The organism is Acinetobacter sp. Marseille-Q1618, assembly GCF_902809855.1.
Taxonomy (GTDB): Bacteria; Pseudomonadota; Gammaproteobacteria; order Pseudomonadales; family Moraxellaceae; genus Acinetobacter.
Genome location: NZ_CADDWJ010000001.1, coordinates 213,914 through 229,469, shown reverse-complemented (window position 1 = coordinate 229,469; position 15,556 = coordinate 213,914). Strand labels below are relative to the sequence as shown.

The window sequence follows — 15,556 nt, the reverse complement described above, 5'->3', positions numbered from 1 at the left end:
TATTTTTCTATAAAAAAGACCTAAAAATCAGGTCTTTTTTCTATCAAAGCGAAGCTAAGTTTTCCAATTCATTCGCCCTTTTTAATGTTTCATTCATCACACAATTGGCACTTTTTACTTGAGCAATCGAGCCACCATTCGGGTCTAAATAAAACTTACAATTTGCATCACGATACTTGATCCATAAACGCTGAGCTGTTTGTAACTCTTGCTTACGAGTTTTACTCTGCTTTGACATTAAACCATTATATGCTTTGTTTAAACGCGCATCCTGACGAGCAGTTTCATTCGATACGCACTGTACCATCGTGGCGGTGTTGCTCGCTTTATTCATACATGTTGTATATTGATTACTGATTTTTGAGTCAGCATATGCTGCTTGCAAACCTAATATAAGCAATGAGCTTGCAACCATTAATTTTTTCATTATTGTTCTCTCACCACACCCAATTTATTCCAAATATCAGGCGTTAAAAACGTCATCACCAATTTATTTAAATCAATATATTTCAAAACACCATTTAACTGCTGTTTGATCTCAGGAGTTTTTAAGATTTCCTCACCTGTAATACTACCTAGCTCCTGAAAACTTTCACCAACAGCTTGCAACCCCTCAGCCTTAATCACGGCTTGCGCTTGCGCAGAACATTGCTCCGTTAAAATACGTTGTAAAGTCTGTGCCAAACTCTTATCCAAAGCGGTTTTTTGTGCAGGTGTCACATCACTAAACGCTTTTAACTCAGGATGCTGTGCCAAAGCAGTAAATGTCCATTGCAACACGGTGGTTTTATCGGCTGCAGTGGTCGATTTCACTAAACAGTCACTCAGTTGATCGACCGTCTGCCCTGCAACAGCAAATTGCGTCGTGCCTAATAACGCACAAACAAACAAAGCAGACTTAGAATGACGAGAAATTTTTCGTACAAAAGCACGAGAAACAAGGCGTGACATCAGCCGAACTCCAAAAATATATGGGTTATTTTTAGCATAGATCAGCCAAATAGACCTGTTTGAACTATGTAACTTATACGAAAGATAAAACTACATTCACAGCATAGGCATTCAATATTTCGATAAAAATATATTAGATCATTCATTTTAATATTAAAAATAATAATGATAATAATTATCATTTAATATATGATGCCGCCATATTTCCTTTTGATGCGTTCGGAAAAAACATGATGGAATACAAAAAAACGTTATTAGCCCAGTCAATTTTTACGATTATTTTAAGTAGCTTGGCACATATCAGTTATGCAGCAGAGCAAAACCAACCACAAGTCCTAGATACCATTGAACTCACCGCAAAAAGTAAGAACTTAGATAAAGAAACGACTTCAAGTTATACCGTAAAAAGCTCAAATTCATCGACTAAACTAAATTTAACCCTAAAAGAAACCCCACAAAGTATTTCCGTTTTTACCCAAAAACAAATCCAAGATCAAAACCTAAATAGTACCAATGACGTTTTAGCACAAACACCCGGAGTTTCATCAAGCCAATATGGGCAAGTCGGTGCAGGTTATACGTCTTACTATGCACGTGGTTTTGAAATCAGCAATGTGCAACGTGATGGAATCCCCTCTTCTACTGCTTCTTTTGGCGGTTCAGACATGCTGGGTTTGGAGGATTCTGCACTCTATGATCGAATCGAAGTCATTCGTGGCTCTACAGGTCTTAGCAATGGTTCAGGGAATCCCAGTGCAAGCATTAACTATGTCCGAAAACGTCCAACCGAAGAACTCATAGGTTCTTTTAATGTACAAGCAGGTACTTGGGATAATTATCGTAGCCAAATCGATATTTCAGGTGCGCTCAATCAAGATCAATCTGTACGTGGGCGTGCCATTGCTGTTTATAGTCAAGGAGGTAACCAGCAAGAACGTTTTGCTCGTCAAAATGCGGTGATTTATGGTGCTTTAGATGTTGATTTAACTGACCAAACGACCTTAACCACTGCGATTACAGCACAGCAAGTAAAAATTGATGATGCAACAGCACATGGTTTCCCTTTTGCTACACATGACACGCCGACACAAGCACAGACTACATTTGGTTGGAAAGACAATCCTGCTGCTGATTGGACGTATAGTGATACCGAAAAGCTCAATGTCTTTTTGGGCTTAGAACATCAGTTGAATGATGCTTGGAAAGGTGTTGCAAATTATGCTTATACCAAAGCTAAAAATGATCGTGTGTATGGTGTCGCAGGTTCAGGCGGTATCGTCTATGACTCAGCATATAAAGCCCCTAAATTTACCCTAAAGCCTGGAGAAATGGTTGTTACCAGTGGTCGTTTTGTCGACACCCCTGAAATACATTCTCTAGATCTATATCTTTCAGGGGACTTTGAAGCATTTGGTCAACAACATAGTTTGAGTTTTGGTGCAAATGGTTATCGTATCAAATCTGATGACCCTGCATTTTCTCGATATTTTACAGCTACACCGATTGAGGGCTGGAATGGTCAAGTTGCCAAACCCGATATCCAAGAAAGTGGGCGTAATCTAGTCGATGAATATCAAATGGGGGCTTTTGCTGCTGCCAAATTACAACTGTTAGACCCGTTAAAATTAATCGTTGGTGGTCGCATGAGTCAATGGGAGAGAAAGGTCTCTAACAATCAGCAAAAAGAAAATGGCGTATTTACCCCTTATGCAGGTTTAATTTTTGATATCACAGATCATCTTTCTGCCTATACCAGTTACACCACAATTTTTAATCCATCTAGCAATAAAGATGTTGCAGGCAATTATTTAGACCCTGAAGAAGGCAATAGCTTTGAAGTGGGTTTAAAATCTGATTTCTTTCATGGTCGTCTGAATGCCAGTGCTGCATATTTCCAAATGCAGCAAGATAATTTTGCTGTAAAAGACGGAGACTTGCGTACTCCTGACGATGCACAAGCTTATCGTGCTGTAGATGGTGCTGAGGTAACAGGTTATGAGCTTGCCATCACAGGTGAAATTTTACCACACTGGCACATGCAAACAGGTTATACACATACGAAAGCTGATAGTCATGAGGGCGACCCTTTAAATACAGATTTACCAAAGGATTCTTTTAAGTTATTCACAACTTATCAATGGAATAAGCTAACTTTAGGCGGTGGTATAAATTGGCAAAGTAAAATCTATTCTGCAACCAGTACAGGGCTTGCCGCAGAGCTAAACCGTCAAGACAGTTATACTTTGGTTAATCTGATGGGACGCTATCAAGTCAGTCCAGCGCTCAGTGTCGGATTAAATGTTAATAATCTATTAGATAAAGAATACAAAGCCAATGTATCAAATACTTGGGGAACAAGTCGGAATATGACTGCTTCTGTAAATTATAAATTTTAAAAGCAGGATGCCCCTTAAAAATCTTGGGGCGTCATTTTTAAAATAGGCTTTAGACTAGTAAAATAGTGATGTTTATCTAGAGCCTATTTAAAGATAAATCTATTTTCAGCTCATATAAAAGAAAACTTCATAAGGACTTTTTCTATTTTCACTTTAACTCATCGACCAAACTTGGAAAAATCAAACCATCAGCATTGATTTCAGTTTTATATACTCCATTTTGAACATTGAATTTATTAACATGGTAGGTCGAACCATAAATCGAATCGAAACCTGTACCTTTGCTAAATACCTTTTTATTGGCAGCCAAATCAAGTAAATGCGTCCCATCAATAAACTGTGCATATTGCTGCGGATCGACCCCGACTTTATTTGCCATAATCTTCATTGCATCATCACGCGTAGCAGGATCATTAATATATTTCACCGTTTTATCCCACACTTGAATGATTTTTTTCCATTCTTCTTGGTGTGTAGATAAGTGACTCATATTTACAGTTAAGGTGTCATAGATCAGCCCAGGTTTATCTTTAGAGCTGTAAATAATTTTCGAGCCTGCAACTGCTTTTAAAGCTTGATTAGCAACAGGTTGCCACACAGCGATTGCAGAAATCTCAGGACTTGCAAAGACTTGCGGTAGCTCATTGGTCATTGAGTTAACCAATTTTACATCCCCTTGTTTGAATTTGGCATCTTCCAAAGCACTAGAAAGCAACAAATGATCAACCAAGCCTTTTTCCACCGCAACTGATTTACCTTTTAAATCCTGAATACTATTGATGCCTTCTTTGGCAATAATCACATCATTACCTGCGGAATAATCCGTTGCCATAATCATGATGCCTTGCGTTCCCCCCGAAGCAATCACCAAGTTATCACCATTCGATACAGAAACAGCATCAAGTTGATTGGCTGAAAAAGCATTGATCGAGGCTGAATAATCAAACCATTTAAATTCAACATTTAAACCTGCTTCTTTGAGCCAACCTTTTTCAATCGCTACTTGCCAAGCCACCCAACCCGGCCAATCACTATAGCCAATGGTAATAGGTTGGGTATTGGTCGTTGCGCTGGCACTGTTTTGTTTTTCTGGTACTTTTGCGGTGTTGTCACATGCGCTAAGTAACAGTGTTGACATGACTGAAACAGCCATGAATGTATGTTTAATCATGATGCAATTTCCCCGATTGAATGACATTTAAATTTGGTATTGGTGGCTTGTAAGGACTGGATATAAGCACGCCAACCACCAAAGTGGCTGATATTGCTCGCATCTGCTAAAGCATAGCTTTCGCAAATAAAACCTTTTACCCAACTACCATCGGCAAGCTGTACATTGCCAATACCTAAAGGTGCAGGCACCTCTGCCACGATTGCCCCAAAATTTGCCAATGGAATATCCCAGACTTCGAGTTCGATGGCGCTGCCACCCGTCTCTACACATTGCAAACCCGGCTTGGGTGGAGTGGTATTTTTTAAGGCAAATAATTGATAATGCGCTGCTGAAGTAGTCTTTGCTAATAATGTTCCACCACGAGTCGTCAATTGGAAGTTCAACGGCATTCCAGTGAGATGTGCGCCAACCACTGCAAGTTTTACTGAATGTTGCGAATTGATCTTTGATGTTTTTTGATAAGACTGAGTAGATGTACCTAAGTTAAGCTTTACGTGGTTTTGCCAAACTTGTGCAAAATTTGCCAAAGCTTGATCCATCCATGCTTGGGCGATAAATGTCACCCCACTAGGTAGACCATCAGCACGTATCACATTTGGCAGAGCGATGGCAGATAAGTCAGCAAAATTAACAAAATTGGTATAAGCCCCCATGTGGCTATTTTTTACGATTGGGTCAGCTTCAAGCTCGGCAATTTTATAAATCGTAGGCGCAGTGGGCACCATCAAAGCATCATAAGGTGCTAAAGCCAGATTAATTTTTCGTGCCAATTCTGCTCGTGTATATTCAGCTTGTAAGGCATCTGTGGCTGTGAATTTATCGGCTTGGGCAATAATTTGTGCGATCACAGGATGGGCTTGTTCACGATCAATTAATTTTTCAACCGCCACATTACGCTCTGCTACCCATGCGTCATTGTATAGTGCTTGAGCCAATTGATTAAAAATAGAAAAGTCAATTTTTTCAATTTGATAACCTAAAACTTCTACACGTTCTATGGCGATTTCAAAGGCTTTTTCTGTTTCAGTATCAGCATAAAACTCAAGTTGCGCAGGAATGGCAATTTTGCCTTTAGAAAATTGGCTTGCTACATTGGCAGGATGCTGCCGTGAATAAGCATCATTTTCATCATAACCTTGCATGATCTGGGCAACTTGCCATGCATCATCCGCAGTCAATGTAAAAATCGAAATTACATCAAGTGTACGACAAGCAGGAATCAGTCCTGTAGTAGAAAACCAACCTTTGGTCGACTTTAAACCAACGATATTGTTCTGCCCTGCGGGTACTCGCCCCGAACCTGCAGTATCTGTACCTAGCGCAAAAGGAACCAATCCATTCGCCACCACCACCGAAGAACCTGAACTTGAGCCTCCACTGATATATTCTGGATTAAAACTATTTTTAACTGCACCAAATGGCGAGCGCACACCGACCAAACCTGTCGCAAACTGATCGAGATTGGTCTTGCCAATCACAATCGCACCCGCAGCTTTGAGTTTTTCCACCACAACTGCATCGTGCTCAGCCAGATAACTTGCCGCTTTACATGCCGCAGTAGTATGAAAACCTGCAACATCAATGTTATCTTTGACGGCAAATGGAATCCCATACAAAGGCAATTCAGCACTATTTTTAGTAGCTAAATGTGCTACTTGCGCCTGTAAAAGCTCAGGACTTGCCAGCTCAATCCATGCATGGTCATGATTTTCAATATCAGCAACATATGCATATAAATCATCAAGTTGAAATTGTTGTGTGCTATATGCATTTTTCCAGTCCGAAATCGTCCATCGCTTTTGCATACTGAATATTCCTCATGTTTCTTCATTTTGTAAAATCGGTGGCATCACCGCATCCATCAACTCCAAATGCCCTTTAATCACCCCTTTGAGTGCGATAAATTGTTCTGAAATCTGTCGAAGTTCAGTACTCACACCTTGCATCAACATGACTTGTAAAATTTTTTGCTCATCGAGTTGGATGTGTAATGAGCTAATCACTTGTGTTAAAAAACGTTGTTGTAAATCAAACAATTGATTACGCAGCGTGCTTTGCTTATGGTCGTACAATAAAGTCAAAGTACCCACCATCACTGCATTACGAGTATCTTGTTCAGCGATCAAATGTTTATTGATCATGTCAACAATGGCTTGCGAACGGCTTTCATAGTGTTGATCTACGATTTTTTGATCCAGTGCAAACAGTGTCACTTCAGGCACTGTCACACTGATCCGTGCTAACTTAGTTTTCGGCACAAAGTTATCCTTGTTGACTTTGTTTAATGTGTAATCCTGCACGAACACTCAATAATTCAATGATGAATTTTTTAAGTGGATGCATGTGGTTTTTTGCTGTTGAAGTATTCATGTGCATCTCCTGTGGTATTACAAAATTTAGTTTTGGTAATACTTAGATAAATGCAGAAAGCGTGCCAATTTTTCAGAACAAAAAAGATCGAAATAGACATAAAAACGCCTAGTTTTTGGGCGATATTTATTTTTATAGGTCATGTGCTAAATTGCAGTGCATTAAAAAGTTCACTATTAAAAATGATTTGCTCTATGCAATAGGTACTTAAGCTATCTTTAATCAATCTCTAATCAATTATCTTAAAGCTAAAAAATACATGTGCTTTGATATAGCAATCCTATTCAGCAAACGCTATGCTTTTCCGTAATAGGGAGCAAATCATACTATCGTGAGTGACCACCAATGATTAATTTTCGTCTTGTAAAACTCATCCAATTGAGTTTACTCGGAACTTTCTGCATGAGTATCTTGAGTGGTTGTCAGCTCGTCAAAATCAAACAAAATCATTTACAATCTGCCTTAAACCAAAAAACAGATCATATTTTAACCAAAAATAAACTCAGTGAAGCAACTCGCAGTTTTTTACTTTTACAAAATACCGAAACTCATCAATGTCTAACGGAAATTGATCGCTGTATCGAACAACTCGCAAAAAATGATATTTTAGATAAAGACCAGTTTTATTCTGCTGCAAGTGAGCTATATTTAAATAAAGCCATTGACTTACAAAAACAAAATCAATGCACAAGTGTTTTAGCTTCAAGTTTTGCTAAAACCACAACGCCCTCTCAAAATTGTCGAGATCTACAACTCAGTTATTTTGATAAAAGTTTACGATATAGTTATGTCTATTTATTTTTATCTTCACAAGCCCCTGAAACCAGACTGTTTGATTTACGTCAGGGACAAGTACGTACTTTTTATAATGTGGCATTATCGCAACTGATGAGCAAAGCCTATGATCGTTTTGCTTATGCTAAAATTCCTGAGCAACTCATGCTAGGTTCCTCTTTATATGCGTTTGACTTAACCCATTATCCCGCTTTGCAAAATGCGCAAGTAACCAAACTGCAATCGAGTTATACCCTAAATTTTTCAGGATTTTATAGTATTAACCGCCAAGAAGGTTTAGGCGCTGAGTTTGTCATTATCAAAGCACCCCAAATAGGTGAAAATCATTATTCCAATAACGATTTTATTTTAGACCCTGAATATACATATAAAAATCAACCCAATCCCAATATTCATGAAGCACGTTATTTAGCTGTAAGTACAGTTGCACAGCCCATACAAGCCAACAGTTCAGTCACTGATATTTTGTCAGGCAAAACTGCTTTTAAAGTTGAGTTTTATGATCCCAACTTATACAAAACAGCACATGTACATCAGCATGATTATACTTTGACTGCCAATTATTCTGTGCCCTTTGGTTTATGGTTAGCTGAAAATCAATTGGGTTCAGCAGGTTATTGGACATTGTTCAACCGTGAAGAAAAATTGCGTATGCCGCATTTATTCCAGTTAGAACCCTATCAACCCAATAAAAAAATTATCGTGATGATTCATGGTTTGGCGAGTAGTCCAGAAACATGGATTTCTCTGACCAATAACATCATGGGCGACACCAAACTGCGTGAAAATTATCAGGTTTGGCAAGTGTTTTACTCCACCAATATGCCAATCTTTGAAAGCCGATATCAGATTGATGCCCTTCTTCGTCAAGCTTTTGCACAACTTGAACCCAATAGCCCTTCAGCCAAAGATGCTGTTTTGATTGGGCATAGTATGGGGGGTGTGATTAGTCGTTTATTGATCAGTGATGCCGATATTTCTGAGCAAGCCATTCCCTATATGAATTATGAACAGCACATCCAGTTACAGCGCAACCCTGTGATTCGTAATCGTTTTATTTTTAAACCTTTACAACCGATTAGTCGTGCGATTTTTATTGCTGCACCTCATCATGGTACTGAGTTTGCGGATCGTTGGTTTACCAATATTGCTAAAAAGTTAGTGGTGTTACCTCAAAGCTTTTTTAATCAAGTGAATATTCATCTACCTCATCAACAAAACTCAACCACAGGTTTGGTGCATACAGGGCCTGCGGATTTAAGTCGTGATGCACGATTTATGCGCTTAACCACCAATATCATGCCTATTCCATTGGTTCCTTATCACTCAATTATTGGCAATAAAACCAAAAGTCATGATCCAAATCTAATGTCCGATGGGATCGTGCCTTATAGCAGCTCACATTTAGAAGGAGCAATTTCGGAAAAAGTACTAAATGGTGGGCATTCTATTCATGAAAAACCTGAAGTAATTTTAGAGTTGCGTAGAATTTTACAAAGCCATTGCCAAACAACACCTTAAAGTATCTTTAGATGTGTAAAATTTAGATGTATAAAGCAGTGTAATGTACTCATCTTCACAGCCTGTATTTGGATTGCACGCCTATTCAAATACAATGCTGTTTTACTCATTTCAATTAAAATCCACAATCCCCTAAAATAGTTAAGTTTTTGCAATCCATCAATCCATATGTATAAACATAAGCCCCTCACTTTTTTATTTAAACTTTCAATTCTTGGATCTCGTTCTTGATCTGGTTGGTTTTCTGCGTAGGTGCGATTATTGCTGGCTTTGTTCAAGGCTTAACGGGTTTTGCCTTTGCACTGATCGCCATGTCTTTTTGGATTTGGGTATTGCCTGCACAAGTTGCTGCCCCATTGGTGGTATTTGCTTCACTTTGGAGTCACTTCATCTCCTTAAGCAAAGAACAAAAACACAGCCTCCCCTTTTCCTTAGTAAAGCCTTATATTATTGCAGGTTTAATTGGTGTGCCTTTAGGTACAGCGCTGTTGCATTACATTGACCAAAATCTATTTAAAATGATTTTAGGTTTCTTTTTAATGTTGTGGTGTCCCACGATTTATTTTGCACCTGAGTTTCCTCGTATTCGAAAATTGGGGAAAATTGCAGACAGTAGTATCGGTTTTTGGGGTGGTATTTTAGGTGGCTTAGGCGGTTTTTGTGGTGCCTTGCCTTCCGCATGGGTAATGTTAAAACAACTGCCGAAACAACAACAACGCTATGTGCTACGCCATTTTAATTTTGCCATTCAACTTTTTACCATGCTGGTTTATATTGTGCAGGGAACAATCAATACCGATCACTTACCTTATCTCCTTGTGCTTATCATGAGTGTCAGTATTCCCGCAATTTTAGGTGCACAATTATTTTATAAAATCTCTGAAATACAATTTAAACGAATCGTGCTGAGTTTATTATTTGCTTCTGGCGTATTTTTAAGCGTTTCTACATTATTTTAAATATTCTTTAACAAACAAATAAATATTGATGTGGCGAATTGCTATTTTTCTCATTTTTTCTTGAAATTTCTCTATTTAATTGCACTTATTCGGCATATAATTTTGATCCTCATTTTTATGCTACTTTTGTGATGAAAAACTCATTTTTCTTTAGTTTAATTATCTTATTAACAGGTTGTGCGATTGGTACATCCAGTGAAATTAAATCAGCAGAAAAATTACTCAGTCAATTTGAATGTAAGAATATAGAAAGCACAGAATTAGCACATAGCCCAATTACCTCTTATCATGAGCGAGCCTTAGCCGTTAGTCGTGAAAAAGCAAGCAGTTATATTGATCAGTATAAATCAGGTGATGTACTTTTTAAAATTCCGTTAGACAGTGTGGTACAGCAACAATACGATGTTTATAAGTCAGCTTGTGAAGCTTTGGGCGGTATTCAAAGTGAAACGAGCGATGCTCAACTGAATCAAGGTTCAGAAAATTCATAAATTTGATAAAGTCATTTTCTACCTTGCAGATAAAAAAGACAGGATTAAAATCTGTCTTTTTAGTTTGTAGTGGTAGTAAGTTATTTTTCAGAATAATAACGTGTGTCAACACTAAAGAGTTCAGGAAATTTTGGATTAATTTGTGCATAAAAACCCATAATTTCAGCCATATCCTTTTCATAATCACCTGAAGGATAAATAATTTTACCTACACCTGTTTTTTTCTTTTCATAATCCATATAAGCCAATGCAATCGGTACGCCTGCATTCACAGCAACATGATAAAAACCTGTTTTCCATTTTTCTTGTTTTGCACGCGTCCCTTCAGGCGTCACCAACATCACCAATTTTGGATGGGTTTTAAAAAGATCAGTCATGAGCTCGACCATACTTGGACGAGCTTCACCCTCTTTTTTAGGACGACGATCAATACCAATTCCGCCCATTGCTCGTACAAAAGGACCAAAAGGTAATTTCATATAACTGTCTTTAATGGTAATTCGTACATTTACCCCCAAAGCTTTAAGTGCTAAACGTGCATATAAAGCATCCCAATTACTGGTATGGGGCGCAGCAATCATGACACATTGGTCAATATCTAAATCCCAATGATTATCAATCTGCCACCCCATTGCCGCAAGACTTTGCTCTGCTAATTTCTCAAACACGAATACACCACTATTAAATTTTTGCCGAATTGTAGCAATAGCGAAGAGATAAAAAACCTAGCTCACGTTTAATTTTCAAACAATTAAACTACAGCTGTAAAAAATTAGTTAAGTAAATGATTATTTTAAAAAAATATAAACAATATTATCAGTATTTACCTTACAATTTTGCATATATAGAGAATTTAGTAGAAAAATTACACATTGATATTATTTGTAATAATTCATTTAAATGTGATTGATTGCTCATAAATCTAAGTATATAAAAACCGATCAATACAAAATACTGCATTTGTTTACAGGAGTTCACTATTTTCAACTACAGTAAAGCGTAGAACTTGATTAGGCTAATATTGATTCAAATTTTAACACTTGGTGAAAACATGAAAAAAACTCTTTTAATTCTTGCGCTTTCTGGTTTTGCTTTAACAGCTTGTTCTAAACCGACTGAAAACTCTGCTGAAAAAGTTGAAAACACGCCTCAAATCCAACAATCACAAACTCAAGCTAGTGCAGCAGCAACTACACCAGATGCAGCACACAATGCTGAAACCAGTTTAGACTGGGCGGGTAAATATAAAGGTTTATTCCCATGTGCTGATTGTGAAGGGATCGAAACGGAATTAAAACTGAATGCTGACAAAACTTATGAGTTAGAAGAAGAGTATAAAGGCGGTAAAGGTAACGGTACGGAAAACAAAGTCAAAGGTACTTTCACTTTTGATAATACTGGTAGCATCATTACCCTAGATCAAGCTGCTGAAAATCGTAAATTCTTTGTAGGCGAAAATTTTATCGAAGCACGTGATCGTGATACAGGTGCAAAAATTGACGGTGCACTTGCTGAACATTATAAACTGAATAAAGAAAGCAATTAATTCAAAGCTTTTTAGATTTTATTTATATCTTCCCTCAATAAAAAACCCAGCATTCGCTGGGTTTCTTTTTGAATCAAATCAATGCTTAGTGAGCAGAGAATTGGTTCATTGTGTTTTTAGCATCGTCATGCGCTTTAAGTGCGTTGTCACCAGAGAAGATTTCTTTATGATCATCACCGATGTCTGAACCAGCCATTGCTTGGTGTTTAACACAAGCGATACCACCACGGATTTCTTTACGTTGTACGCCAGCAACATAAGCCAACATACCTTCAGAACCGAAGTAACCTTGTGCAAGCTCATGTGTAGAAAGCGCAGCAGTGTGGTAAGTCGGAAGTGTGATCAAGTGATGGAACACACCAGCTTCACGAGAAGCATCTGCTTGGAATGTACGTACTTTCTCATCAGCGTCAGCAGCTAATTCAGTGTTGTCGTACTCAGCGCTCATTAATTTAGCACGGTCGTAAGCAGAAACGTCTTTACCTTCAGCAACCCAACGGTCGTAAGCTTGTTGACGGAAGTTTAAAGTCCAGTTGAACGATGGAGAGTTGTTATAAACAAGTTTCGCATTTGGAACAACTTCTTTAACACGGTTAACCATGTGAGCGATTTCTTCAACGTTTGGTGTTGCAGTTTCGATCCAAAGAAGGTCAGCACCGTTTTGTAAGCTTGTTACACAGTCAAGTACTACACGGTCAATTTGCGTGTCAGCACGGAACTGATATAAACCAGAAGCTAAACGTTTAGGACGGTGTAATTTACCATCACGTTTGATCAAGATTTCGTCTTCTTGAGCATCAGCGATGTCAATTTCAGTTGTATCTAAGTAGCTGATGTATTGAGAAGCGATGTCGCCTGGCTCTTTAACCACTGGGATTTTTTGAGTCAAGTCAGCGCCTTCAGAGTCAGTACGTGCAACGATGATACCGTCGTCAAGACCCATTTCTAAGAATGCATAACGTAATGCATGGATTTTAGCGATGAAGTCTTCGTGTGGAACAGTTACTTTACCAGCTTGGTGACCACATTGTTTCGCATCAGAAACTTGGTTTTCGATTTGTAGTGCACAAGCACCCGCTTCGATCATTTTCTTAGCAAGTAAGTAAGTTGCTTCTTCGTTACCGAAACCAGCATCGATGTCCGCAATAATTGGCACAACGTGAGTTTCAAAGTTGTCGATTTGTGCAGTGATTTCAGCAGCTTTTGCAGTATCACCAGCATCTTGTGCTTTTTTCAACGCACGGAATAAATCGTTTAATTCTTTCGCGTCAGCTTGACGTAAGAAAGTGTAGATTTCTTCGATCAATGCAGGAACTGAAGTTTTTTCATGCATAGACTGGTCAGGAAGTGGACCGAATTCTGAACGAAGCGCAGCTACCATCCAACCTGAAAGGTAGATATAACGTTTGTTTGTAGTACCGAAGTATTTTTTGTTCGCAATCATTTTTTGTTGTGCGATGAAACCGTGCCAGCAACCTAATGATTGAGTGTATTTGCTAGAGTCAGCATCATACTCAGCCATATCACGACGCATAATCGCAGCTGTGTATTTCGCAATGTCTAAACCAGTTTTGAAACGGTTTTGCATTTGCATACGTGCAGCATCTTCAGGACTGATGTCTGCCCAAGTGTTGCCGAATTTTGCTTTTAATTCGCGGATTGCATCAATCGCTGTTTGGTATGTAGTCATGATTTTTTCCTGTCTTAATATTAGGATTTCATCCATCGAATCGCTAAATCTAGTCGCTATCTATTTGTTCAGATTTAGTACGCTTCGTTGTTATGGACTTAGCTTAGAGGGACTCTTCCAATTAATCCAATATTCTGCGTTAATTCTCAGTATTTATTTAAAAAATATGTAGATCAAAGTCGTATTATAATTATATTACAAAATATTAATTCATTGTTTTATATAAAATTAAATAAAAATTATTGCTAACCATTTTGTGTAAAATTCACACGTTAAAGCAATCATGCGCATATTAGACTTAAGTCTTGAATATGCACCAAACTGTTTTTATTTTTATTTTTAGCTGTAATTTTTTGCCAATTTTGACATTTATAGATTAATCCTCAGCTCATTTTCTATGCAAATTTCACTAAGTTTTACAGCTTAAACGCCAGTATTGAACATGCTTTTGGCATATTTTGACTCAATTCAGCAACATCAAGTTTTTTTATATTTTTACAAAGTGAGTTATTCTAAGATTAGACTTTGTAAAATTGAGTTTTTTTATCCTGATTTAACACAAAGTCATTTGCTTGTGGCATAATCTCTCGTGATTTTAAAAATTTATTTTCGGTATTTTTTATATGAATCTTGAGCGGGTTGATCTCAATCTCTTAATTTACCTTGATGTGTTATTACGTGAAAAGAATGTTACCCGTGCAGCAGAACAATTGGGCGTGACTCAACCTGCAATGAGTAATATTTTGCGCCGCTTGCGTAATTTATTTAATGATCCCCTCTTGATTCGTTCATCCGAAGGGATGACTCCAACAGAACGTGCTTTAGAGTTACAACCACGTATCCGTGATGCATTGTCTGATTTATCCATGATTTTGGAACCACGTACTGAGTTCCGTCCTTATACTTCAAATCGTGTTTTCCGTATCATGACTTCTGACTATGCCGAAGCGACTTTAGTTCCTCGTCTGGTCAAAGCATTGCGTTCTGAAGCGCCCAATGTGGTTTTAGACTTTTTAACACCAAGTGATGTGTCCTATCGTGATATGGAACAAGGTAAAGTCGACTTAGCTATTAACCGTTTTAATGAAATTCCTCAAAGCTTCCACCAAGTTTTGGTATGGCGTGACAGTTTTTCGTGTTTGCTGAATGGCAAGCACCCTGCTGCCAACAACCTAAACCTGAAAAGTTACTTAGATGCACAACATATTTGGGTATCAAAAACAGGTATGGGCGTTGGCTTCGGTGTAAATCCTGAAAAACAAGCAGGGCTCGGCTGGATCGACCAAGCATTAGAACGTATTGGGCAAAAACGTAAAATTTCAGTATTTACTCGACATTATCAAATGCCAGCATTATTGGCTTCAAATGTTGATCTTGTGGCGACACTACCAACACGTATTGCTCGCTTACAAGCCAAAAGTCAAAACTTGCTGATTAAAGACCCGCCTTTTTATATTCCAGAGTTTGAGTTAAAAATGGCATGGTGTCCTTTACTGCATCATCATCCTGCGCATCGTTGGTTACGTCAGTTAATTTTGTATGTTGCACGTCAAATGATTGATGAGGAAAATCGTGAATTTCTCATGAATAATTCACAATTTTCACATTATTAATGATCTAGTTTTATAAGATTTAACATTTTCAGATTATACTAAGCACTCAA

Annotated in this window: 14 protein-coding genes; 6 read left to right on the top strand and 8 right to left on the bottom strand. The window is 38.0% G+C overall.

The features are described 5' to 3' along the window. Nucleotides 1-43: 43 nt before the first annotated feature. Together HUS24_RS01080 and HUS24_RS01075 are read right to left on the bottom strand one after the other, a co-directional pair. A complete protein-coding gene (locus tag HUS24_RS01080) occupies nt 44-427 on the bottom strand; it encodes a lysozyme inhibitor LprI family protein (protein ID WP_173910225.1) in 384 nt (127 codons plus the stop codon). Continuing rightward, the gene (locus HUS24_RS01075) at nt 427-951 is read right to left on the bottom strand and encodes a hypothetical protein (protein WP_173910224.1); all 525 of its coding nucleotides are present in this window, start codon (nt 949-951) and stop codon (nt 427-429) included. The genes HUS24_RS01080 and HUS24_RS01075 overlap by 1 nt, the downstream gene beginning before the upstream one ends. Before the next feature lie 230 nt (nt 952-1,181). On the opposite strand from HUS24_RS01075, the gene HUS24_RS01070 reads away from it, so the two are divergent. Next, on the top strand, nt 1,182-3,347 hold the full coding sequence (locus HUS24_RS01070) for a TonB-dependent siderophore receptor (RefSeq protein WP_254433784.1): 2,166 nt from the start codon (nt 1,182-1,184) through the stop codon (nt 3,345-3,347). Nucleotides 3,348-3,495: 148 nt separating this feature from the next. Here HUS24_RS01070 and HUS24_RS01065 read toward each other — a convergent pair whose 3' ends face one another. From HUS24_RS01065 to HUS24_RS16975, 4 genes are read right to left on the bottom strand one after another with little or no spacing between them, the layout of a single operon-like run. Beyond that, complete coding sequence (locus tag HUS24_RS01065; protein ID WP_173910223.1) at nt 3,496-4,518, bottom strand: ABC transporter substrate-binding protein; 1,023 nt, start codon at nt 4,516-4,518, stop codon at nt 3,496-3,498. Next, nucleotides 4,515-6,326 (bottom strand): allophanate hydrolase, encoded by a 1,812-nt coding sequence (gene atzF / locus HUS24_RS01060; RefSeq protein ID WP_173910222.1) that lies wholly within the window; start codon nt 6,324-6,326, stop codon nt 4,515-4,517. The genes HUS24_RS01065 and atzF overlap by 4 nt, the downstream gene beginning before the upstream one ends. 12 nt (nt 6,327-6,338) lie before the next feature. Next, entirely contained in the window at nt 6,339-6,779 is a 441-nt protein-coding gene (locus HUS24_RS01055) for a CopG family ribbon-helix-helix protein (RefSeq protein WP_173910221.1), read from the bottom strand. A gap of 4 nt (nt 6,780-6,783) precedes the next feature. Beyond that, the gene (locus HUS24_RS16975) at nt 6,784-6,864 is read right to left on the bottom strand and encodes a hypothetical protein (protein ID WP_254433819.1); all 81 of its coding nucleotides are present in this window, start codon (nt 6,862-6,864) and stop codon (nt 6,784-6,786) included. A 372-nt stretch (nt 6,865-7,236) separates the two neighbouring features. Between HUS24_RS16975 and HUS24_RS01050 the strand changes: the two genes are divergently transcribed. The 3 genes from HUS24_RS01050 to HUS24_RS01040 all read left to right on the top strand — a co-directional run bounded on the left by HUS24_RS01050 (nt 7,237) and on the right by HUS24_RS01040 (nt 10,657). Further along, nucleotides 7,237-9,207, top strand: coding sequence for a triacylglycerol lipase (locus HUS24_RS01050; protein WP_173910220.1), 1,971 nt, complete (start codon nt 7,237-7,239; stop codon nt 9,205-9,207). A gap of 227 nt (nt 9,208-9,434) precedes the next feature. After that, nucleotides 9,435-10,166 (top strand): sulfite exporter TauE/SafE family protein, encoded by a 732-nt coding sequence (locus HUS24_RS01045; RefSeq protein WP_173910219.1) that lies wholly within the window; start codon nt 9,435-9,437, stop codon nt 10,164-10,166. Nucleotides 10,167-10,297: 131 nt separating this feature from the next. Then, nucleotides 10,298-10,657 (top strand): hypothetical protein, encoded by a 360-nt coding sequence (locus HUS24_RS01040; protein ID WP_173910218.1) that lies wholly within the window; start codon nt 10,298-10,300, stop codon nt 10,655-10,657. 80 nt (nt 10,658-10,737) lie between these two features. Here HUS24_RS01040 and HUS24_RS01035 read toward each other — a convergent pair whose 3' ends face one another. Continuing rightward, a complete protein-coding gene (locus HUS24_RS01035) occupies nt 10,738-11,325 on the bottom strand; it encodes a 1-acyl-sn-glycerol-3-phosphate acyltransferase (protein ID WP_254433783.1) in 588 nt (195 codons plus the stop codon). A gap of 383 nt (nt 11,326-11,708) precedes the next feature. Between HUS24_RS01035 and HUS24_RS01030 the strand changes: the two genes are divergently transcribed. Then, complete coding sequence (locus tag HUS24_RS01030) at nt 11,709-12,203, top strand: copper resistance protein NlpE (protein ID WP_173910217.1); 495 nt, start codon at nt 11,709-11,711, stop codon at nt 12,201-12,203. An 85-nt stretch (nt 12,204-12,288) separates the two neighbouring features. Here HUS24_RS01030 and HUS24_RS01025 read toward each other — a convergent pair whose 3' ends face one another. Further along, complete coding sequence (locus HUS24_RS01025) at nt 12,289-13,893, bottom strand: isocitrate lyase (RefSeq protein WP_173910216.1); 1,605 nt, start codon at nt 13,891-13,893, stop codon at nt 12,289-12,291. Between the two features lie 623 nt (nt 13,894-14,516). On the opposite strand from HUS24_RS01025, the gene HUS24_RS01020 reads away from it, so the two are divergent. Continuing rightward, nucleotides 14,517-15,506: a LysR family transcriptional regulator gene (locus tag HUS24_RS01020; RefSeq protein WP_065994605.1), complete on the top strand. Its 990-nt coding sequence runs from the start codon at nt 14,517-14,519 to the stop codon at nt 15,504-15,506. The last annotated feature ends 50 nt before the right edge of the window (nt 15,507-15,556 follow it).